This is a genomic window from Streptomyces sp. NPDC058295, assembly GCF_042880655.1.
Lineage (GTDB): Bacteria > Actinomycetota > Actinomycetes > Streptomycetales > Streptomycetaceae > Streptomyces > Streptomyces coriariae.
This window is the reverse complement of sequence record NZ_JBHVYO010000005.1, coordinates 244,620-264,690: the sequence shown is the minus strand read 5'-3', so window position 1 is coordinate 264,690 and position 20,071 is coordinate 244,620. Positions and strand designations below refer to the sequence as shown.

The 20,071-nt window shown below is 69.4% G+C and carries 23 protein-coding genes and 2 pseudogenes; 9 read left to right on the top strand and 16 right to left on the bottom strand.

Translation table 11 applies throughout. The features are described from left to right. Positions 1-41: 41 nt before the first annotated feature. Genes rpsS through rpsJ form a run of 6 tightly spaced genes read right to left on the bottom strand, consistent with a single transcriptional unit; the run spans position 42 to position 3,267 of the window. The gene (gene rpsS, locus ACFVYS_RS07995; RefSeq protein WP_020132632.1) at positions 42-323 is read right to left on the bottom strand and encodes a 30S ribosomal protein S19; all 282 of its coding nucleotides are present in this window, start codon (positions 321-323) and stop codon (positions 42-44) included. Positions 324-335: 12 nt separating this feature from the next. Then, entirely contained in the window at positions 336-1,172 is an 837-nt protein-coding gene (rplB, locus tag ACFVYS_RS07990; protein WP_020132633.1) for a 50S ribosomal protein L2, read from the bottom strand. A gap of 40 nt (positions 1,173-1,212) precedes the next feature. Continuing rightward, positions 1,213-1,632: a 50S ribosomal protein L23 gene (gene rplW / locus ACFVYS_RS07985; protein ID WP_020132634.1), complete on the bottom strand. Its 420-nt coding sequence runs from the start codon at positions 1,630-1,632 to the stop codon at positions 1,213-1,215. Next, positions 1,632-2,288, bottom strand: a complete 657-nt coding sequence (gene rplD, locus ACFVYS_RS07980; protein ID WP_020132635.1) for a 50S ribosomal protein L4 — start codon at positions 2,286-2,288, stop codon at positions 1,632-1,634. Before rplD ends, rplW begins: the two co-directional genes overlap by 1 nt. Positions 2,289-2,295: 7 nt before the next feature. Continuing rightward, a complete protein-coding gene (gene rplC / locus ACFVYS_RS07975; protein WP_020132636.1) occupies positions 2,296-2,940 on the bottom strand; it encodes a 50S ribosomal protein L3 in 645 nt (214 codons plus the stop codon). Between the two features lie 18 nt (positions 2,941-2,958). Then, positions 2,959-3,267, bottom strand: a complete 309-nt coding sequence (gene rpsJ, locus ACFVYS_RS07970; protein ID WP_003948644.1) for a 30S ribosomal protein S10 — start codon at positions 3,265-3,267, stop codon at positions 2,959-2,961. A 533-nt stretch (positions 3,268-3,800) separates the two neighbouring features. Between rpsJ and ACFVYS_RS07965 the strand changes: the two genes are divergently transcribed. Both ACFVYS_RS07965 and ACFVYS_RS07960 read left to right on the top strand, forming a co-directional pair. Next, positions 3,801-4,406, top strand: a complete 606-nt coding sequence (locus ACFVYS_RS07965; RefSeq protein ID WP_389499880.1) for an RNA polymerase sigma factor — start codon at positions 3,801-3,803, stop codon at positions 4,404-4,406. Next, positions 4,399-5,406, top strand: coding sequence for a hypothetical protein (locus ACFVYS_RS07960; protein WP_389499878.1), 1,008 nt, complete (start codon positions 4,399-4,401; stop codon positions 5,404-5,406). The genes ACFVYS_RS07965 and ACFVYS_RS07960 overlap by 8 nt, the downstream gene beginning before the upstream one ends. A 104-nt stretch (positions 5,407-5,510) precedes the next feature. Here the strand turns inward: ACFVYS_RS07960 and tuf are convergent, their stop codons facing one another. The 5 genes and pseudogenes from tuf to ACFVYS_RS07935 all read right to left on the bottom strand — a co-directional run bounded on the left by tuf (position 5,511) and on the right by ACFVYS_RS07935 (position 11,207). Further along, positions 5,511-6,704, bottom strand: a complete 1,194-nt coding sequence (tuf, locus tag ACFVYS_RS07955) for an elongation factor Tu (protein ID WP_351757707.1) — start codon at positions 6,702-6,704, stop codon at positions 5,511-5,513. A 156-nt stretch (positions 6,705-6,860) separates the two neighbouring features. Next, on the bottom strand, positions 6,861-8,987 hold the full coding sequence (gene fusA, locus ACFVYS_RS07950) for an elongation factor G (protein ID WP_389499876.1): 2,127 nt from the start codon (positions 8,985-8,987) through the stop codon (positions 6,861-6,863). A gap of 39 nt (positions 8,988-9,026) precedes the next feature. Then, positions 9,027-9,497 carry a 30S ribosomal protein S7 gene (rpsG, locus tag ACFVYS_RS07945; protein ID WP_020132641.1) on the bottom strand — a complete coding sequence of 157 codons (471 nt, stop codon included), beginning with the start codon at positions 9,495-9,497 and terminating at the stop codon, positions 9,027-9,029. Between the two features lie 3 nt (positions 9,498-9,500). Then, on the bottom strand, positions 9,501-9,872 hold the full coding sequence (gene rpsL / locus ACFVYS_RS07940; protein WP_003948652.1) for a 30S ribosomal protein S12: 372 nt from the start codon (positions 9,870-9,872) through the stop codon (positions 9,501-9,503). A gap of 257 nt (positions 9,873-10,129) precedes the next feature. Further along, positions 10,130-11,207, bottom strand: a pseudogene (locus tag ACFVYS_RS07935) (glycosyltransferase family 2 protein). 140 nt (positions 11,208-11,347) lie between these two features. Between ACFVYS_RS07935 and ACFVYS_RS07930 the strand changes: the two are divergent. Beyond that, complete coding sequence (locus tag ACFVYS_RS07930) at positions 11,348-12,625, top strand: hypothetical protein (protein WP_389499874.1); 1,278 nt, start codon at positions 11,348-11,350, stop codon at positions 12,623-12,625. A 99-nt stretch (positions 12,626-12,724) separates the two neighbouring features. Here the strand turns inward: ACFVYS_RS07930 and ACFVYS_RS07925 are convergent, their stop codons facing one another. From ACFVYS_RS07925 to ACFVYS_RS07915, 3 genes are read right to left on the bottom strand one after another with little or no spacing between them, the layout of a single operon-like run. Continuing rightward, the gene (locus tag ACFVYS_RS07925; RefSeq protein WP_389499872.1) at positions 12,725-12,931 is read right to left on the bottom strand and encodes a hypothetical protein; all 207 of its coding nucleotides are present in this window, start codon (positions 12,929-12,931) and stop codon (positions 12,725-12,727) included. Next, a complete protein-coding gene (locus ACFVYS_RS07920; RefSeq protein WP_389499870.1) occupies positions 12,928-13,590 on the bottom strand; it encodes a hypothetical protein in 663 nt (220 codons plus the stop codon). Before ACFVYS_RS07920 ends, ACFVYS_RS07925 begins: the two co-directional genes overlap by 4 nt. Beyond that, entirely contained in the window at positions 13,583-13,900 is a 318-nt protein-coding gene (locus ACFVYS_RS07915) for a WhiB family transcriptional regulator (RefSeq protein ID WP_389499868.1), read from the bottom strand. Before ACFVYS_RS07915 ends, ACFVYS_RS07920 begins: the two co-directional genes overlap by 8 nt. A gap of 221 nt (positions 13,901-14,121) precedes the next feature. Between ACFVYS_RS07915 and ACFVYS_RS07910 the strand changes: the two genes are divergently transcribed. The 5 genes and pseudogenes from ACFVYS_RS07910 to ACFVYS_RS07890 all read left to right on the top strand — a co-directional run. After that, complete coding sequence (locus ACFVYS_RS07910) at positions 14,122-14,613, top strand: helix-turn-helix transcriptional regulator (protein WP_020132647.1); 492 nt, start codon at positions 14,122-14,124, stop codon at positions 14,611-14,613. 804 nt (positions 14,614-15,417) lie between these two features. Then, positions 15,418-15,831, top strand: a complete 414-nt coding sequence (locus ACFVYS_RS07905) for a hypothetical protein (RefSeq protein ID WP_054238775.1) — start codon at positions 15,418-15,420, stop codon at positions 15,829-15,831. A 145-nt stretch (positions 15,832-15,976) separates the two neighbouring features. Beyond that, a complete protein-coding gene (locus ACFVYS_RS07900) occupies positions 15,977-16,579 on the top strand; it encodes a phage tail protein (RefSeq protein WP_389499866.1) in 603 nt (200 codons plus the stop codon). A 94-nt stretch (positions 16,580-16,673) separates the two neighbouring features. After that, positions 16,674-16,964, top strand: coding sequence for a hypothetical protein (locus ACFVYS_RS07895; RefSeq protein WP_054238774.1), 291 nt, complete (start codon positions 16,674-16,676; stop codon positions 16,962-16,964). Positions 16,965-17,029: 65 nt separating this feature from the next. Next, positions 17,030-17,284, top strand: a pseudogene (locus ACFVYS_RS07890) (hypothetical protein); the annotation flags it as partial. 304 nt (positions 17,285-17,588) lie between these two features. On the opposite strand, the gene ACFVYS_RS07885 reads toward ACFVYS_RS07890, so the two are convergent. Further along, positions 17,589-18,746, bottom strand: coding sequence for a hypothetical protein (locus tag ACFVYS_RS07885; protein WP_389499865.1), 1,158 nt, complete (start codon positions 18,744-18,746; stop codon positions 17,589-17,591). A 318-nt stretch (positions 18,747-19,064) separates the two neighbouring features. On the opposite strand from ACFVYS_RS07885, the gene ACFVYS_RS07880 reads away from it, so the two are divergent. Beyond that, the gene (locus ACFVYS_RS07880; protein ID WP_389499863.1) at positions 19,065-19,271 is read left to right on the top strand and encodes a hypothetical protein; all 207 of its coding nucleotides are present in this window, start codon (positions 19,065-19,067) and stop codon (positions 19,269-19,271) included. 62 nt (positions 19,272-19,333) lie between these two features. Here the strand turns inward: ACFVYS_RS07880 and ACFVYS_RS07875 are convergent, their stop codons facing one another. Next, positions 19,334-19,978, bottom strand: coding sequence for a hypothetical protein (locus tag ACFVYS_RS07875; RefSeq protein ID WP_389499861.1), 645 nt, complete (start codon positions 19,976-19,978; stop codon positions 19,334-19,336). Positions 19,979-20,071 lie beyond the last annotated feature (93 nt).

Here is a 20,071-nt window from a genome sequence, read left to right as displayed (position 1 = left end):
GGTTGTCCTTCCAGTGTCTGTCATGGTCATTCCACCCCGCGTTAGCGGCGCTTCGACTTCCGGTCGTCCTTGACGTGACCCCGGAAGGTGCGCGTCGGCGAGAACTCGCCGAGCTTGTGGCCGACCATCGACTCGGTGACAAACACCGGAATGTGGGTCTTGCCGTTGTGCACCGCGATCGTGTGACCCAGCATGGCCGGGATGATCATCGAGCGACGGGACCAGGTCTTGATGACGTTCTTGGAACCGGCTTCGTTCTGGGCGTCCACCTTCTTTACGAGGTGTCCGTCGACGAAGGGCCCCTTCTTGAGACTGCGCGGCATCTAAACCCGCTCCTAGCGCTTCTTGTTCGTCTTGCGGCGGCGGACGATGTACTTGTTCGAAGCCTTCTTCGGCGAACGAGTACGACCCTCCTTCTGACCCCAGGGGCTGACCGGGTGGCGACCACCGGAGGTCTTGCCCTCACCACCACCGTGGGGGTGGTCAACCGGGTTCATCGCCACACCGCGAACGGTCGGGCGGACGCCCAGCCAGCGCTTACGGCCGGCCTTGCCCCAGTTGATGTTGCTCTGCTCGGCGTTGCCGACCTCGCCGACCGTGGCGCGGCAGCGCTGGTCGACCAGACGGATCTCACCGGACGGCATACGAAGGTGGGCCATCGTGCCCTCCTTCGCGAGCAGCTGCACCGAGGCACCGGCGGAGCGGGCGAACTTGGCGCCGCCACCCGGACGGATCTCGATCGCGTGGATCGTGGTACCGACCGGGATGTTGCGGAGCGCCAGGTTGTTGCCCGGCTTGATGTCGGCCCCGGGACCGTTCTCGACGCGGTCGCCCTGCGACAGGTTGCGCGGCGCGAGGATGTAGCGCTTCTCGCCGTCGGCATAGTGCAGCAGCGCGATGCGCGCGGTGCGGTTGGGGTCGTACTCGATGTGCGCGACCTTCGCCGGCACGCCGTCCTTGTCGTGACGACGGAAGTCGATCACTCGGTAGGCGCGCTTGTGTCCGCCACCCTGGTGGCGAACGGTCACACGACCGGCGTTGTTACGGCCGCCCTTGCTGTGCAGCGGGCGGACCAGCGACTTCTCCGGCGTGGACCGCGTGACCTCGACGAAGTCGGCGACGCTGGAGCCACGACGGCCCGGCGTAGTCGGCTTGTACTTGCGGATTCCCATTATTCAGTCCTCGTCCGATATCGGACGATCCGGACCGCCCTCAGGCGGTCGGACCGCCGAAGATGTCGATACGGTCGCCCTCGGCAAGGGTCACGATCGCGCGCTTCGTGCCGGCACGCTGACCGAAACCGGTCTTCGTGCGCTTGCGCTTGCCGATGCGGTTGATCGTGTTGACCCCGGTGACCTTGACCGAGAAGACCGCCTGGACGGCCTGCTTGATCTGGGTCTTGTTGGCGTTCGGGGCGACGATGAACGTGTACTTGTTCTCGTCGAGGAGCGCGTAGCTCTTCTCCGACACGACCGGCTTCAGCAGCACGTCACGGAGGTCCGTGAACGCCTTGCTGGGCGCGGTGACGACGGTGTTCTTGCCTTCGGTGGCGTGGCGCTTCGCCTTGGCGACGCGCGCGGCCTTGGCGACCTTGGCCGCCTTGGAGGCGATGCTCGGGTGACGCGTAGCCATCAGGCGTCACTCCCTTCGGTGTCGTTGGCCTGCGGGCCGGCGACGAAGGACTCGAGAGCGGCCTGGGTGAAGACCACGTCGTCCGAGACGATCACGTCGTACGTGTTCAGCTGGCCCGGCTCCAGGATGTGCACCTGGGGCAGGTTGCGGGCGGACAGCCACGCGGCCTCGTCGGCGCGGTCGACGACCAGGAGCAGGTTCTTGCGCTCCGAGATCTTGCCGAACAGCGTGCGAGCGGCCTTCGTGGAGGGAGCCTCGCCCTCGATCACGCCGGTGACGACGTGAATGCGGTTGTGGCGGGCCCGGTCGGTGAGGGCGTGACGCAGAGCGGCAGCCTTCATCTTCTTCGGGGTCCGCTGCGAGTAGTCACGCGGCTGCGGGCCGTGGACGACGCCACCGCCGGCGAACTGCGGCGCGCGGGTCGAGCCCTGGCGCGCGCGGCCGGTGCCCTTCTGGCGGTAAGGCTTCTTACCGCCACCGCGGACTTCACCGCGGCGCTTGGTCTTGTGCGTGCCCTGGCGGGCAGCCGCGTTCTGCGCGACGACGACCTGGTGGATCAGCGGGATGCTGATCTTCTCCACGCCGAAGATCTCCGCGGGGAGCTCGACGCTTCCGGTCTTCTCGCCTGCAGGCGAAAGGATGTCAACAGTGCTCATCGGTACCTCAGGCCCCCTTGGCCGCAGTGCGGACCAGGACGAGGCCGCCGTTCGGACCGGGGACAGCGCCCTTGATGAGCAGCAGACCCTTCTCCGCGTCAACGGCGTGGACGGTCAGGTTCTGGGTGGTGACACGCTCGTTGCCCATGCGACCCGCCATGCGGAGGCCCTTGAACACGCGGCCCGGGGTGGCGCAGCCACCGATGGAACCGGGCGAGCGGTGCTTGCGCTGGGTGCCGTGTCCGGCGCCGAGGCCCTTGAAGTTGTGACGCTTCATGACACCGGCGAAGCCCTTGCCCTTGCTCTTGCCGGTCACGTCGACCTTCACGCCGGCCTCGAACACCTCAGCGGTGATCTCCTGGCCCAGCGTGTACTCGGAGGCGTCCGCGGTGCGGATCTCGACGAGGTGGCGACGGGGGGTGACGTCGGCCTTGGCGAAGTGACCCTTGAGGGGCTTGTTCACCTTGCGCGGGTCGATCTCGCCGAAGGCGATCTGGACGGACTCGTAGCCGTCGCTGTCGTTCGTACGGACCTGGGTCACGACATTGGGGCTGGCCTTGACGACGGTGACCGGAACAACACGGTTGTTCTCGTCCCACACCTGCGTCATGCCGAGCTTCTCGCCCAGGATGCCCTTGATCTGCTTAGCCATTCTTCAGATCACCGGCCCCTAAAGCTTGATCTCGATGTCGACACCGGCCGGGAGGTCGAGTCGCATCAGAGAGTCAACGGTCTTGGGAGTCGGGTCGAGAATGTCGATCAGGCGCTTGTGCGTGCGCATCTCGAAGTGCTCGCGCGAGTCCTTGTACTTGTGCGGCGACTTGATGACGCAGTACACGTTCTTCTCAGTGGGCAGCGGCACCGGGCCCGCGACCGACGCACCAGTGCGGGTCACCGTCTCGACGATCTTCTTCGCCGAGGAGTCGATGACCTCGTGGTCGTAGGCCTTGAGCCGGATGCGGATCTTCTGTCCCGCCATGGCTACTCAGTAGTCCTGTCTCTTCTAACGCTCTGGAACCAGATGGTCCGTTTACTTCGTTTCTCCGACCCACGCGGTCGGGTGTGTCGCGCTCTCGCCGACACAGATGCCCCTTGTTCGAACATCCCTGCCGGGAAAACACGGCCCTTCCGGAACCGCAAGCCGGGGACGAAAGGTCCACCGGGTGCCTGGTCGGCGCTCTATTGACACTTCCCGAAAGATTCCCGTACGTCCGCCCCAGCGCTGCCAACAGGCAGTTAGGGCGACGAGTACTGTGGGACTCGCTTTCGGTCCTCCCGGCGGGAGGCGCGCAACATCAACACTCGACCGAGCAACTCCGACAGTCTGCCATATGGGGCACCGCCTCCGCCAATCGAGCCGGAGACAATACCCCGGACGTGACGTAGGTCAAACGCCGAGCCCGTCCGGCAGGGGCCTTTCGGGGCCCGGACGTGAGGCCGGTCACCGTGAACCCGTTCGAGGGCTACGGGTAACAACGGGTGTATCCGACCGACGGCAGACACGGAGCCCGCGTGAACAGCCCCCCTGGCAGACATGACGAGGACGCCTCCGTCATCGCCGACTCCCTGACCCGACCCGAGTTGTTCGGGGAGCTCTACCACCGGCACGCGGCGGTGATCCACCGGTACGCGGCCCGACGGCTGGGCGAGGACGCGGCCGAGGACATCACCGCCGACACCTTCCTGGCCGCGTTCCGCACGCGGGGGCGTTACGACGTCTCGCGCGCCAGTGCCCGGCCCTGGCTGTACGGAATCGCCGCCAACCTCATCGGCAAGCAGCGCCGTACCGAGGTGCGGGCGCTCAGGGCCCTGGCCCGCACGGGCCACGACCCCGTGGCCGACTCCTGGACCGACCGCAGCGACAGCCGGGTCACCGCGCAGGCCGCACAGAGCCGCCTGGCCGGCGCGCTGGCCGGTCTCTCGCGCGGTGACCGGGACGTCCTGCTGCTGGTCGCCTGGGCGGACCTCGGCTACCAGGAGGTCGCCGAGGCACTGTCCATCCCGGTGGGCACGGTGCGCTCCCGCCTCAACCGGGCCCGCAGAAAGGTACGCCTCGCACTCGGTGATGTGGACCCCACGTTCGTACGCGACTCCGCGGAGGTGATCGGCCATGGCTGAACCGGCGATGGACGAGATGACAGCGGTCCGGCAATTGCGCGCCGACGCTCCCGTGCCCGACCACGCCCGGCTCACCCCGGCCCGTCAGCGACTGCTGGACGAGATCGGCGCGCCCCGGCGCGGGTACGGCGGCTGGCAGCTCAGGGCGCTCGCCGTGGTCGCCGCAGTGGTGGCCGCTGCCCTGCTCTCCACGCTGACGCTACGGGGGGACCACACGACGCCGGCCAAACCGGCAGCCCCGATCGGGGCACACCAGTGGGTGTACCTGGAGAGCCGGTACGACACATGGAGCTGCCGGACGAATCTGGGCCCGCAAGGGTACGGCGAGGCCGGCGCGTTCTACATGAATCCCGGAGCGGAGCCGTGCACCAGGGAACCGGCCAGGTCCACGGACGACGAGGCGTGGACCCGGTACGACGGCGGGAAGCAGGCCGTCGGGGACGCGAGTGGTACGGGCGCCGTACACAAGTGGGGCGGCCCCAACTCGAACTACCTCTCGCCCCAGGCCACTGACGCCCTGGTGGCGGACCTCCCCGAGGACCCCGACGCCGCGCTGCGGCTGATCCTTGAGCGGTCCGTCCCCGACCGCGCCACCTACAAGGTCAGGCTCACCCAGGCCCAGCGCGACTTCGACGAGGTGGTCGAGGTTCTCTCCGGAGCCACGGACGTCCCTTCCGACAAGGCCCGCACGATCCACCGCGTCATCACCGGCCTTGCCGGAGCCACCGAGCCCGTCGACACGACCGACGGCGCGGGACGGAAGGTCCTGGCGATCGGCGTCGACGGCAACTTCCGCGACTACGCGTGGGAGCGCAACAGCATGCAGGTGCTGCTCGACCCGGAGACCTTCGCCTACCGAGGTGTCCGCTGGGTGGCCGGCATGGACTACTACGCGGGCGGCAAGGCCTCCGGCGGCCCGTTCGTCCCGAAGGGCACGGTCGTCGCCACGTCCACCCGTCTCGCCACCGTCGTCGTCGACAAGGCGGGCGAGCGGGACTGAGCCGCCCGCCGCCCGCGCATGCGAAAGGGCCCGTACGACCGGAGTCGTACGGGCCCTCTCAGGTGCTCAGCTCAGGCTGGAGCTACCAGGTCGATCAGCAAGAACTACTTGGTGATCTTGGTGACCTGGCCGGCGCCCACCGTGCGACCACCCTCACGGATGGCGAACTTCAGGCCCTCTTCCATGGCGATGGGCTGGATGAGCTCCACCTTCATCTCGGTGTTGTCACCCGGCATCACCATTTCGGTGCCCTCGGGGAGGGTCACAACGCCCGTCACGTCCGTCGTACGGAAGTAGAACTGCGGACGGTAGTTGTTGAAGAACGGCGTGTGGCGGCCACCCTCGTCCTTGGACAGGATGTAGGCCTGGGCCTCGAAGTCGGTGTGCGGCGTGACCGAACCCGGCTTGATGATGACCTGGCCGCGCTCGACGTCCTCGCGCTTGATGCCACGGAGGAGCAGACCGACGTTCTCGCCCGCCTGGCCCTCGTCGAGCAGCTTGCGGAACATCTCGATGCCGGTGACCGTGGTGGTGGTCTTCTCCTGCTTGATGCCGATGATGTCAACGGTCTCGTTGACCTTCAGGACACCACGCTCGATACGGCCGGTGACGACCGTACCGCGACCGGTGATCGTGAAGACGTCCTCGACGGGCATGAGGAACGGCTTGTCGACGTCACGCTCGGGGGTCGGGATCGCCTCGTCGACGGCGGCCATGAGGTCGAGAACCGACTGACCCCACTCGGCGTCGCCCTCGAGCGCCTTGAGCGCCGAGACCTTGACGACCGGCAGGTCGTCGCCCGGGAACTCGTACTCGGAGAGGAGCTCACGGACCTCGAGCTCGACGAGCTCCAGGATCTCCTCGTCGTCCACCATGTCGGCCTTGTTCAGGGCGACGACGATGTACGGAACGCCGACCTGGCGGGCCAGGAGCACGTGCTCCTTGGTCTGCGGCATCGGGCCGTCGGTGGCGGCGACCACGAGGATCGCGCCGTCCATCTGCGCGGCACCGGTGATCATGTTCTTGATGTAGTCCGCGTGACCCGGGCAGTCGACGTGGGCGTAGTGGCGGCCCTCCGTCTGGTACTCGACGTGCGCGATGGAGATGGTGATACCGCGCTGGCGCTCTTCGGGAGCCTTGTCGATCTGGTCGAAGGCCGAGGCCTCGTTCAGGTCCGGGTACTTGTCGTGCAGCACCTTGGTAATGGCGGCCGTGAGGGTCGTCTTACCGTGGTCGATGTGACCGATGGTGCCGATGTTGACGTGCGGCTTAGTCCGCTCGAACTTCGCCTTCGCCACGGGGGTCCTCCTGGGAGTGGTTCTGGAACGCCTTGCTTCATCGGCGCCAGGTGATCTTTGCTGGAAAGCCCGGGTCCAGGGGGCAAACATCCGGGGATGCGGCTGTTTGCCCCTTGAGGCTCCGGAGTCAAGCCTACGGCGTGTAAACCGAGTGTGTTACTCGCCCTTGGCCTTCGCGATGATCTCCTCGGCGACGTTCCGGGGAACCTCGGCGTAGGAGTCGAACTGCATCGAGTAGCTTGCGCGACCCGACGTCTTGCTGCGGAGGTCGCCGACGTAGCCGAACATCTCCGACAGGGGCACCAGGCCCTTGACGACGCGGGCACCGGCCCGCTCCTCCATGGCCTGGATCTGACCACGGCGGGAGTTGATGTCGCCGATGACCTCGCCCATGTAGTCCTCGGGCGTGGTGACCTCGACGGCCATCATCGGCTCGAGCAGCACGGGGCTGGCCTTGCGCGCGGCCTCCTTGAAGGCCTGCGAACCGGCGATCTTGAACGCGAGCTCGGAGGAGTCCACCTCGTGGTAGCCACCGTCGAGCAGGATCACGCGCACGCCGGTCATCTCGTAACCGGCGAGGATGCCGAACTGCATGGCCTCCTGCGCACCGGCGTCGACCGAAGGGATGTACTCCTTCGGGATACGACCACCGGTCACCTTGTTCACGAACTCGTACGAGGCGTCGCCGCCCTCGATCGGCTCGATCGCGATCTGCACCTTCGCGAACTGGCCGGTACCGCCAGTCTGCTTCTTGTGCGTGTAGTCGACCCGGTCGACCGCCTTGCGGATGGTCTCGCGGTAGGCGACCTGCGGCTTGCCGACGTTGGCCTCGACCTTGAACTCACGGCGCATACGGTCGACCAGCACCTCGAGGTGCAGCTCGCCCATGCCACCGATGATGGTCTGGCCGGTCTCCTCGTCCGAGTGGACCTGGAACGACGGGTCCTCTTCGGCCAGGCGCTGGATCGCGATGCCCAGCTTCTCCTGGTCGCCCTTCGACTTGGGCTCGATGGCGACCTGGATGACCGGAGCCGGGAAGTCCATGGACTCCAGGATCACGGGCTGCTTGTCGTCGCACAGCGTCTCGCCGGTCGTGGTCTGCTTCAGACCCATGACGGCGACGATGTCGCCGGCGCCGACCGACGCGATCTCCTCACGCTTGTTCGCGTGCATGCGGTAGATCTTGCCGATGCGCTCCTTCTTGCCCTTGACGGAGTTCAGCACGGCGGTGCCGGACTCCAGGCGGCCCGAGTAAACCCGGACGAAGGTGAGCTTGCCGAGGTGCGGGTCGCTCATGATCTTGAACGCCAGCGCGGACAGCGGCTCGTCGTCGGACGGCTTGCGCTTGACGATCGCCTCCGGGTCCTTGACGTCGTGGCCCTCGATGGCCTCGACGTCCAGGGGGGAGGGAAGGTAGCGCACGACCGCGTCGAGCAGGGGCTGAACGCCCTTGTTCTTGAACGCGGTGCCACAGAACACCGGGGTGACCGTGGTGTCGTTGGACTTGCCGGACGCGATGGTGATGCGACGGATCGCGGCGTACAGCTGCTCCACGGAAGGCTCCTGGCCCTCCAGGTACAGCTCCATGATCTCGTCGTCGTTCTCGGCGACGGTCTCGACGAGCTTGCCGCGGTACTCCTCGGCAGCCTCGGTGTGGGTGGCCGGGATGTCGACGACGTCGTACATCTCGCCCTTCTCCGCCTCGGCGGACCACACGAAGGCCTTCATCGTGACCAGGTCGACGACGCCCTTGAAGTCGGCCTCGGCACCGATCGGCAGCTGCATGACGATCGGCTGCGCGCCGAGGCGGCTGCTGATCATGTCGACACAGCGGTGGAACTCGGCACCGGTCCGGTCGAGCTTGTTGACGAAGCAGATACGCGGGACGCCGTAGCGGTCCGCCTGACGCCAAACGGTCTCGGACTGGGGCTCGACACCCGCGACACCGTCGAACACCGTCACGGCACCGTCGAGCACGCGCAGCGAACGCTCCACCTCGACGGTGAAGTCGACGTGGCCCGGGGTGTCGATGATGTTGATGGTGTGGTCGACATCGGCAAGCGGCCAGTGACAGGTGGTGGCAGCAGAGGTGATCGTGATGCCACGCTCCTGCTCCTGCTCCATCCAGTCCATCGTGGCGGCGCCGTCGTGGACCTCACCGATCTTGTAGGAGACGCCGGTGTAGAACAGGATCCGCTCGGTGGTGGTCGTCTTGCCCGCGTCGATATGGGCCATGATCCCGATGTTGCGGACCTTGGCCAGGTCAAGTGAAGTGGTAGCCATAAGGCTTTCGTCTTCTCTCGGTCTCGATGTGGGTAGCGACTACCAGCGGTAGTGCGCGAAGGCCTTGTTGGACTCGGCCATCTTGTGGGTGTCCTCGCGCTTCTTCACAGCGGCGCCGAGGCCGTTGGACGCGTCGAGAAGCTCGTTGAGGAGGCGCTCGGTCATGGTCTTCTCGCGACGGGCGCGGGAGTAACCGACGAGCCAGCGCAGCGCCAGGGTGCTCGCGCGACCCGGCTTGACCTCGATCGGGACCTGGTAGGTCGCGCCACCGACACGGCGGGACTTGACCTCGATGGTCGGCTTGATGTTCTCGAGAGCGCGCTTCAGCGTGATGACCGGGTCGTTGCCGGTCTTCTCGCGCAGGCCCTCCATGGCGCCGTAGACGATGCGCTCGGCGGTGGAGCGCTTGCCGTTCAGCAGCACCTTGTTGATGAGCGACGTGACAAGAGGAGAACCGTAGACCGGGTCGATGATGACCGGGCGCTTCGGGGCAGGGCCCTTACGAGGCATTGTTTACTTCTCCTTCTTGGCGCCGTAGCGGCTGCGGGCCTGCTTGCGGTTCTTGACACCCTGGGTGTCGAGCGAACCGCGGATGATCTTGTAGCGAACACCGGGCAGGTCCTTCACACGGCCACCACGCACGAGCACGATGGAGTGCTCCTGCAGGTTGTGTCCCTCACCCGGAATGTAAGCAGTGACCTCGATACCGCTGGTCAGACGCACACGCGCGACCTTACGCAGGGCCGAGTTCGGCTTCTTCGGGGTGGTCGTGAACACACGCGTGCAGACGCCGCGACGCTGGGGCGAACCCTCGAGTGCGGGCGTCTTGTTCTTCTCGACCTTGTCCTGCCGGCCCTTCCGGACCAGCTGCTGGATCGTAGGCACTACTTCTCCGGTTTCTGTGTGCCGAATGGTGAAGCTAACCTGGAACTTCGCCGACCCACGCGGTCGGGTGTGTCGGATCCGGCGGACTTCCGCCGCGAGGCAGGAAGAGGCGCAGATCACAGTGGCCGCTAGCTAGGCCCCGTGTGCGGTTGAAGACACGCACGAGGGCCAGGGCACACCCCAGGCACAAGGTCTGAGCGTACCTAGCGCATTCACTCCGGTCAAAACAGAAGCCCCGCCACCGACACGCCGGAGGTTTACGAGCGCCGCCCCAGGCCCTGTGATACCGGCGCCGCGGGGTCCGCGGAACCTCCCGGGGGCGACGTCGGGGACGGCACGGTCGGATCGCCGCCGGCCCGGAACGGCCCCCCGGCGGCGTCCGCCGCCGTGTCGTGACCGATGAAGTACGTCGGACGGTTCTGCACGGCCGTGTAGATGCGGCCGACGTACTCGCCCAGCAGGCCCACGCAGACCAGCTGGACCGCGCCGATGAACAGCACGCCGATGAAGAGGGACGTCCAGCCGGGGACGGTGTGCTGGAAGGCGTGGGCGCTCAGGGTGTAGATCATCAGGGCCATGCAGACCAGGAACGCGAAGCCGCCCAGCCAGGTGGCGATGCGCAGGGGCGCCGCCGAGAAGCCCGTGACGCTGTCGACGGCCAGCCGGATCATCCGGCCGAGGGGGTACTTGCTCTGGCCCGCCGGTCGCGGGGCGCGCTCGTAGCGGACCTCGCCGCTGGGGAAGCCCAGCCAGGGCACGAGGTAGGCGGTAGACCCGCTGCTGGTCCGGCAGGGCCTTCAGGGCGTCCACCGCGGCCCGGCTCAGCAGCCGGAAGTCACCGGCCTGAGCCGGGACCGACGGTCCGGCGAGCCTGCGGACGAGCCGGTAGTACAGGCCCGCCGTCCACCGCTTGAAGCCGGTGTCGCTGGCCCGGTCGGCGCGGATGCCGTAGACGATGTCGAGGCCCCCGGTGCGGGCCAGCGCGAGCATCTCGGGAATCTTCTCGGGCGGGTCCTGGAGGTCGGCGTCGATACTGACGACGTACGCGCCGTGTGCCCGGTCCAGACCCGCGGTCAGGGCGGCCTGGTGGCCGGAGTTGCGGCGCAGGCCGATGACCCGCAGTTCCGGCCAGCCGAGCCGGAAGGCGGCCAGCAGCTCGGCCGTGCGGTCGGTGCTGCCGTCGTCGACCGCGACGACCTCGTAGCCCACGCCGAGATCCGCCAGGACCGGACGCAACCGGCTGACCAGCGCGGGAAGAACCTCTTCCTCGTTGTACATGGGTATGACGACCGACAAGACGGTCGCCGTGGCCGTGGTGTTCGGCGCTTCGGTCATCCGTCCTCCCCCAAGCTGTGGCGCACATGTGCGACTCTGTTGCGATCTTATGACCACACTCTTATGACCACACTTCACGATCATCCGGACAATGGTGCCGCCCCTGGCGTCCGGCGATCGGCCGAGGGGGGACCCCAGCAATGAGCACGGCTTCCAGCGACACGGCGACGGACCCCGCCGTGCCCGACGGGCCACAGGAGCGCTCGCCGAGACTGCGCCGCCTCACCCTGCCGGACGGTGTACGACCGTACCTCGCTCCGCTGCTCCTCTACGGTGTCACGAAGCTCGTGGGCCTGACCGTCTTCGCCTGGCTCCTGGAGTCGGCCGACGAGTACCAGAAGAAGAACCCGCGTTTCGGCGGCGGCGCCCACTGGTGGGACGTCCTGGCCACCTGGGACGGCTGGTGGTACCTCCAGGTCGCCGAGAAGGGGTACGACCCCCGCCCGCTGGAGCAGCTCGCCCCGGGCGGGCTGTTCACCGTCAAGCAGAACTCGGTCGCCTTCTTCCCGCTCTACCCGGGCCTGATCCGGGGCGTCTCCGAGATCACCGGGCTGGGGCTGTACGGCTCCGGGATCCTGGTCTCGGTGCTCGCCTCCTTCGTCGCGGCCGCCGGCATCTACGCCGTGATCTCGACGCTCGCCGGGGTGCGGGCGGGCACGATCGCGGCCGGGCTGTGGGCGGTGGCACCCGGCGCGGGCGTGGAGTGGGCGGTCTACTCGGAGTCGCTCTTCGTCGCCATCGCCGCCTGGTGCTGCTACTGCGTGATGAAGCGGCGGTGGGTCGCGGCGGGGCTGCTCGCCTTCGTGGCCGGGCTCAACCGGCCGACCTCCGCCGCGCTCATCGGCGCGGTCGGGCTGGCCGCGATCGTCGCCCTGGCCCGGCGGGAGAGCAGGCGCGAGCACAGGGTCTCGGGGCCCCTGTACGCCATGTTCGCCGCGCCGCTCGGCCTGCTCACCTACATCACCTGGGTCGGCCTCAGCATGGGCGACCTCACCGCGTACTTCACGCTCCAGCGCGAGGGCTGGGCGCACTACTTCGACTTCGGCTCCTACACCCTCGACGTGCTGGGCAACACGGCGATCGGTCGCCACAACTACCTGTTCGCGTTCTCGGTCCCCGACCTCCTCGGCGTCCAACTGGTGCTGGCGCTGCCCTTCCTGATCGCGCTGATGCTCCGCAAGAAACCGCCGCTGGTGCTGGTCGCGTACACCCTGGCGAGCGTGATCACCGTGCTGGGCACCCAGCAGATGTTCGGCAATACGGGGCGTTACCTGCTGCCGGTCTTCCCGCTGCTGCTGGCCCCGGCGGCGGCACTGAGCCGGTTGAAGTGGCCGAGCCTGGCGGTGTTCTTCGGGACGGCGGCCCTCGCGTCGGGGTGGTACGCGCACTACGTGATCTTCGAGTTGGGCATTCCGTAGACCGGTTGCGGTGACCCGGGGCGGTGATGCGGTGCGGTGACCCGGGGCGGTGACCCGGTGTGGTGATGCGGGGCGGTGATGCGGTGCGGCGAAGGGCCGTCACCGGGTCCGGCGGGTGGCGCGTTCGGCGGCGAACACGTCCTCCAGCCGGAAGAGCTGGGCCCGCCCCGCCTTGCCCGCCGGTTCGAGATGCCCCAGCTGGACCCACTTGCGAATGGTGGCGGGGGCCACACCGACCTCCTGAGCGGCGAGAGGGCCGGGAATCAGGGTCGGTCGCCCGGCGGTGCGTCGGTCGGCGGTGCTCATGCGCGCGCCCACTCCCCCTCGTCCCAGGTGTGCCGGTAGGCCGGGTCGTCGTGGCAGCCGCAGTCCGGTTCCGGGCAGCGGCAGGCCGGATTGACGCAGAGGACGGCCGCGCGGTCGGGGAACGCGCGCAGAGAGACGGAGTCGCACCAGGGGCAGCGGCCGGCGACCCGGACGACGGTCTCGGTGTCGCCCAGCGCGCGGGCGCAGCGGCGGGCCATCCGCCGGGTCTCGTCGCGCACATGCGCGGCCAGGACGGTGTCGGCGGCCACGCGGTCGAGGAGGGACGCGATCCGGCGCAGCCGCTCGGGCACGGAGGCGCGGCGCGAGCGGGGCAGTCCGAGCCGGTCGCGTACCGCCTCCTCCAGTTCGAGCACGCCGTCGGTGATGTCCCGGATGGCGTCGGAGACATGCAGGCGGAGCGGGGCCGCGCCGTGGCCCGGCGCCACGAGGCCGTGCCGCTGCTGGAGCAGCAGCTGCTCCTCGCGCTCCTCACGCAGGCGGGCGCCGAGATCGGCGGGGGGCCGCGATGCGGCGGGGCGCTGGGCAGGGGTGGTGCGGCCGGGGACCAGTTCCGTGGACAGCTCGGGGAACTGCTGCAGAAGGGTGCCGATCCAGAGCGCGGCCTGGGCGGTGGGACGGTCCTCGCAGGCGTCAGCCACGGGGGCCTCCCTGGGCCGGGAGGCGGGCGAGGCCGACGGCCGGGGCCGGCGGGAGGAGATGCGCGGGCACGGGGACCGGACGGCCGGAGCGCCAGAGCCGGCCGCCGCAGACGCCGTCGAACCAGTTGTCGGCCGGTGCCACCGCCTCCTCGCAGGGCCGCCGCACGCGGCAGCCGGCGCAGGCCCGGAGCGCGGGGGCGGCGACCTTGGCCTTCTTGGAGAAGACGACCCGCGGGGAGAGCCCGGCACAGGCGGCCGCGGACTGCCAACCGGGGGCTGACGGGCAGGAACTCGTTTCGGGCATGGACATGGGACCCCCTGGGTTCGTGAACGAGCCGTACTGGGTGAACGCCCCCCAGACTACAGATTGCGTGCGCGCCCGCAACGAAATTCAGGCGGACCGGAGCCCGGACCGTCCCCCGAATCTCCACGAACCGCACAAACTTTCCTCAGTGCTTGCTCGAGAGCACGTAATTCCGCGCGCGCAAGCAAGCTAAACTCTTGCCCACCCCCGAAGGAAGAGAGAAAGACATGACCAACCAGGGCTTGGACGCATTCGCCGCGTGGGTCGAAGACCTCATGCGCGAACGCGGCTACGACATCGACAGTCCACGCGGCGGCGGCAAGTCGAGAATCGCGGACGAGGCCGGCGTGCATCGCGCCGCGGTCACCCGTCTGCTCCAGCGGCAGAGCATGCCGGACCTCGAGACCACCCGCAGGCTCGCCCGCGTGCTCGGGGTGCCGGTCCGCGACATGCTCATCCGCTCCGGCCGGCTGACCGCGGAGGAGCTGGCCGACCCGCACGACTACCTGGCCTCGCCCGCGCCCAGCGCGGATTTCGGCCGCCGCCCCACGCTGGAGGAGGTCGCCGACCTGCTGGGCGTGCCCGCCGACCGGCGGGAGATGTTCGTCAGGGTGGTGGAGCAGTTCCTGCCGAGCGAGGCCGAGGCCGAGGTGACGCAGGTGCGTGAGGACCGACGGGTCCTGGTGGAGACGGCCGCGGCCGCGCCCACCGCCGACTGACCGAGCCGGAACCACCGGTCACGCCTGCCGTGCCGGTTCCGATCGAAGGGCACCCGTGGGCCGACGGGGGCTCCGGTCGACGGCGCCACGGCTCGCACCCGCCCGCACCACGGCTTGACCCTGCACGACGCCTGCACAACGGCTCACGCCGGCACCACCCATGCACGACGGCCTACGCGGGCACCACCCACGCACGACGGCTTGGCCCCGCACGACGCCTGCACCATGGCTCGCGCCCGTACCCGCCGGCACCACGGCTTGCGCCTGCACCCCGCCGGCACGACGGCTTGCGCCCGTACCCCGGCGCCGCATTCGACCGGCAGGCGCGTGACCTGACGAGCGCCCGCGCCTCAGCACCACGGCTTGCGCCCGCACCGTGCCCGCACCACAGCTTGCCGCCCGCACCCGCCCGCACGGCGGCTTGCGCAGCGCCTGCACCACGGCTTGCGCCCGCCCGCACCAGGTCTTGGGCCCGCACTCCGGCTTGCGCCCGCGCGTCGGCTGCACCACGAGTGCAATCCGGCCCCTCCCCTCCTGACCTGCGCTCGCCCCTGCGCTCACCCCGCGCTCGCCCCTGCACCCCCGCCCCTCCCGCACCTCGTCTCACATCCCTCTCGCCGTTTTAGTTGCGTGCGCGCACGCTCCTCTGTCACAGTTGGTGCAGCGGCGGAGCTGTGACCGCGAGCCCCCAGCGGGCCGCACCCGCCGCCGTACGCCGGGCCGAGGCGCCGCGCGCCTCCCCTTCCCCGCCCCCGCGCGGCGCCCGCCCGGCGACTTCCCCTTCTTCCGGCGAGGTGACCCGGCATGACCACACCCACCCCACCGAGCGCCTTCCCCGACGTCGAGGCCCTGGTCGTCGACATCCTGGAGGCCGACTCGGCGCTCTCCACGGCGCTCGTCGCCGTCGAACCGCCCGCGAACTTCGACGGCACGACCGCCGCCGTCCTCGTCAACCGGCGCGGCGGCGCGTGGATCGGCGAACTGCACGTCGACCAGCCGCTGATCGAGCTGGAGGTGTACGGCCCGACCAAGCAGGCCGCGCACGTCCTGGCCAACTCGGCCCGCCGCGCGCTGCTGGCCGCGGCCGGCAACCGGTACGGCACCAACCTCATCACCGAGGTGGAGGAGCAGGACGGCCCGCGCTGGCTGCCCGACTACCTCTACTCCGCGGCCAACCGCTACGTCGGCGTGCTCAAGGTGTTCCTGGACGTTCACTGACAGGCCCGCGCGGGCCACCCGTCCGCCACCGCACCCCACAGACCGAAGGCCCCGCCCTCGCACCCGCGAGACGGCGGGGCCTTCGCCGTACCCGGAACCGCCGGGAACGGCGCCCCGCATCACCCCCATATAAGGAGATCCACCCATGGCAGGCACCAACTCCTCCGAGATCCGCATCGCCGGCGTCGGCCGCCTCTACGTCGGCGCCGCCGACACCAAGGTTCCGACGACCTTCTCCACCGACCCGTCCACCGACTGGGCCACCGGCTGGAAGAACCTCGGCTTCACCACGGGCGACGGCGTCACCTTCAGCAAGAAGGACAAGCTGGAGCCGGTCGACGTGTGGCAGGCCGTCAGCCCGGTGCACTTCGTGTACTCGGACCGCGACCTGACCCTGAAGTTCTCGCTGATGCAGTTCAACGAGGACACGCTGCCGCTCTTCATGGGCGGCGGCGCGGTCGAGGCCGTCACCGGCTCCACGGGTGTCTACAAGTACGAGATCGCCGACCGTCCGTACGCGGACGTGCGTGCCCTCGGCCTGGAGTTCACCGACGTCCGCGCAAGCGACGGGACCGCCGTGACCTACCGCTTCGGCATCCCGCGCGGCCAGGTCACGGCGGCGGACGACATCAAGCTGGCCCGCAAGTCGGCGGCCCAGCTCGGCATCACCTACACGGCGATGGCCGCCGCCGACGGTTCGGCGCTGGCCAGCTTCGTGATGAAGGACGCCGCCTACGCCGCGTCCTGACGCTCCGGGGCGGGGCGGGCTCCCCGCCCGCCCCGCCCCGGAGCCCCGTTCCTCTTCTCCTCACGCTGTACGGACCCAAGGAGCACCCATCACCATGGCCCGTTTCGACGTCAACGCCGCCCGCGCCCAGCGCCTCGAAGCCCTCGGCCGTACCTGGTCGTTCGAGCTGGACGACGAGAGTTTCACCCTGCCCACCGAGCTGACCCGCGCCACCGCGAAGGCACTGCGCGAGCTCGACGACAACGACGTGGACGGGCTGCTCGGGCTGCTCATGGGCGAGCAGCAGTTCGCCCGCTTCGAGCGGCACGAGGTCACCATGCAGGACATCGCAGCGATCCTGGAGGCCTACGGCAAGGAGACCGGGCTCGGCCTGGGGGAAGGCTGAGCCTCGTCGGGTTCGTCGACGAACACGCCGAGGCCCTCGAAGCGGACCTGCTCCGCTATTACGGGATCGATCTGCTCGACTGGCACCGTGAGCGCCTCTCCGCGCGGCGGCTCGCGGTGCTCATCAAGCAGTTGCCGCGCGACAGCGCGCTGAACCGGGAACTGCACGGCGAGGCCGCCGAGTGGTCGGTGACGGACCATCTGCTGGCCGCCGCCGTGGACCACCTGGCGGCCGCCAACTGGATGTTCGCCTGCGTCAACTCGGAGGAGGGGGACCAGCCGGACGCCCCGGCGCCGGTGCCTCGTCCGACGGAACCGGCCGAGAACGGCACCTACGGCACCTACGGCGCGGGCGACGCGTACGAGGAGCAGGAGGATCGCGAGGTGTACGGGGAGCACGAGGAAACGGGCGAACGTTCCGGGGGCGTGGGACGGGCGGCCCCGGGGTCGGCTCCCACGGCGGACGGGTCGCGGGCGCCCGCGCCGGACGGGGTGCCGTCGGCGTTCCAACTGGCCCGCTTCTTCGGCTGATCCGCCCGGTCGCCGATTTCCTCCCGGCTTCCCGGTCGTCCGGTTTTCCGGTCACCCACCGGACGGCCGGTCACGACGTGCCCGTCGGCTCCGCTCAGCGGGAGCCCGACGGGCCGTTCTGCTCGTCCCGGCGCCGGCCGCCGGCCCGGCCCTCCAGTTCGTCCGCGAGGGCACGGGCTTTGTCCGAAAGCAGCCGTGGCCGGCGCTCGTCGCGCACGCCCTGCGGCTCGACCGGCTCGACCGACTCCTCGGCCGGCTCGGCGACCGGCTCGACCGGTTCCGGCCGCTCGACGTCATCCGCCTGCTCGGGCCGCTCGGTCCGCTCGGACTGATCAGTCCGCTCCGGCCGCTCCCGCGGTGGCCTTTCCGCGGTCCCGGCGCCGTCCGGCCTGCGTGCCCTCTCCCGTCCGGTGGATCCGATCTCGCCGGGCAGGGCCAGCGGGGGCACACTCGGCCGGCCGTTGCGCCGGACCACCGGCCGCCGGTCGGCGGGCATGACGCGCTTCCCGCGCACCTCACGTGCGGAGAGCAGGATGTCCCCCTCGGCACCGGAGCCGGCCTCGGCCCCACCGGTGCCCCCAGCCCCACCCGCACCGCCGGCCTCGTCTTCGACGCCCCGGTCCTCCTCGTGCGACCCCCTGGCCGGGCTGCTCGCGCTCGTCGGCCCGGTCGGACTCGTCGTTGCGACAACGTTGGCCGTGTCCGGGTCGCCGTACGGAGCCTCCTCGCTCCCGTCCGTCCCCCCTGCCGGGGGAGGCGACGGCACCGGGGTTCCGTCCGCCACCGAACGTTCCCGTTCGCCGCGTTCCTCTACGCGCGTCCATGCGGAGGGAGGGCGCAGCAGTTCGACATAGGGAAGCGGAATGACCTCGCCGCCGCGCTCGTGCTCGCGCTCCCCCTCGGCCCGTCGGGCCCGGTGGGGGCGGTGGCCGGTGCGGGCGTCCTCCTGGCCCTGGAGGTAGGCGGCGGTGATCCGCTCCTCGTACGCGCGGCGGATCGCGGGTAGCTGTTCGTCGACCACATCGGCCCAGCCCGCGCTGTACGCGGCCAGTTCCCGCCGGTCGAGTTCGCTGCGGGGAAGCACCACCAGGTCGTCCGGTGCATGGCCGAGCAGGAGGACAAGCTCCGAGACACGGGCGATGAGATGCGGCAGATCGGAGGCCTGTTCGAGCCAATCGATCACATGCTCGCGCCGCACGTCGCTCGCGTCCCCGTCCACCCCGTAGGCCTTGCTCTCGTCCCCTGGCCCCATCGCGCCCCCGCGCGAGGACGGCTGCCCGTCGCCGTCCACCGTCGTCTGGCGGCCACTCAGTTCCCTTGCGGAGCGCCGCTGTTCACCTTTTCGAATCCGACGGGAGAACGGCCGGATCCTACTCCACGAACCTGGGCGGCACTTCGGCCGCACCCCGGCATCACCGCAGGTCCCGACCGCTGAACGACGGGCGCTCCTCGCCAAACACGGAACGACACCACAGGATTACTCGTACACTAGTTCGAACACGCGTTTTCGAACGCCCCAGAGGCGCCACCTGTACCACAGCCCAGCGGACAGACCGGAAAGCAGGCCGACATGGTGACTGGCACGAGCAACTCCCCGAAGCAGCCGATCGACACCTACACCCGCCTCGCCCACCTCCTGCACACCACGCCCCCCGACCGTGAGGCCCTGCTCGACCAGGTGTACGAGGAACTGCTCGCCCGGGAGTCCCGCGCCTACGCGGCCGGCTGGTCGGATGCCCTGACGGAGGCGCGGCGGGGGCGGCGGGGCCGACCGTAGCCGAGCTCGCCGACGAGAGGCCTGCGGTGGACCCCCGGGGGCCCGTGCCCGAGACCCCGCGCTCAACCGATGGGGGTCACCTTCCGCCAGCGCCGCACCGCTCGCCTGATGCGTCTGGACGTCAACCAGCGTGTCATCGAGGACCAGTTACCGACCTTGAGGACGACGAAATTGTCCGGGTCGCCCGGTTCACGGCCCAGCGTGTCGATCACGCCCAGCGAGCACACGCGCTCCACGGACGAGTCAGCCCCTATGAACACCCAGAAGACGGGATGGCGCTCCACACGTTTCATCGTGGCCATGAACTCGGCGTCATCGCCCGGGGCCTCCGTAAGAAGGACGACGCACACGGTGTGACCTCTCAGGGTCGCCGAGGCGTCCACGACCGCGGCGAGCGTAGGAGCCAGGCGTACGACGTACTCGTCGCGCAGTGCCCCCTCCTTCTTCAGACGCCGCAGGGCATTGTCCTTGGCGGTGCCGCGCCGCCGCTCCGTCGGTGTCCCCTCGTCGAGCCAGTCGGCGGCCCAGGCTTCCAGGCCTTCCGGTCCGGGAGCGGGGATCCTCGTCGGCTCGTGGGCAAAAAGCCAGACGCCGGCGTCCACACCGCCGAAATCGGTCTCCGCCAACCGCACGGCGAAGCGGGCTCCGTCCGCCGCCAGGGAAGGCAGGCGGCCGCGCGGGACGCCCACCGCGACAGCACCCTTCACACGTCTCTCCCCCCTGCCGCCGCACTTCTGCCCGTCGACCGACGGCCGTCGAACAAGCATCACACCGGCTGTCACCGGACCTCAAGTGCTCCA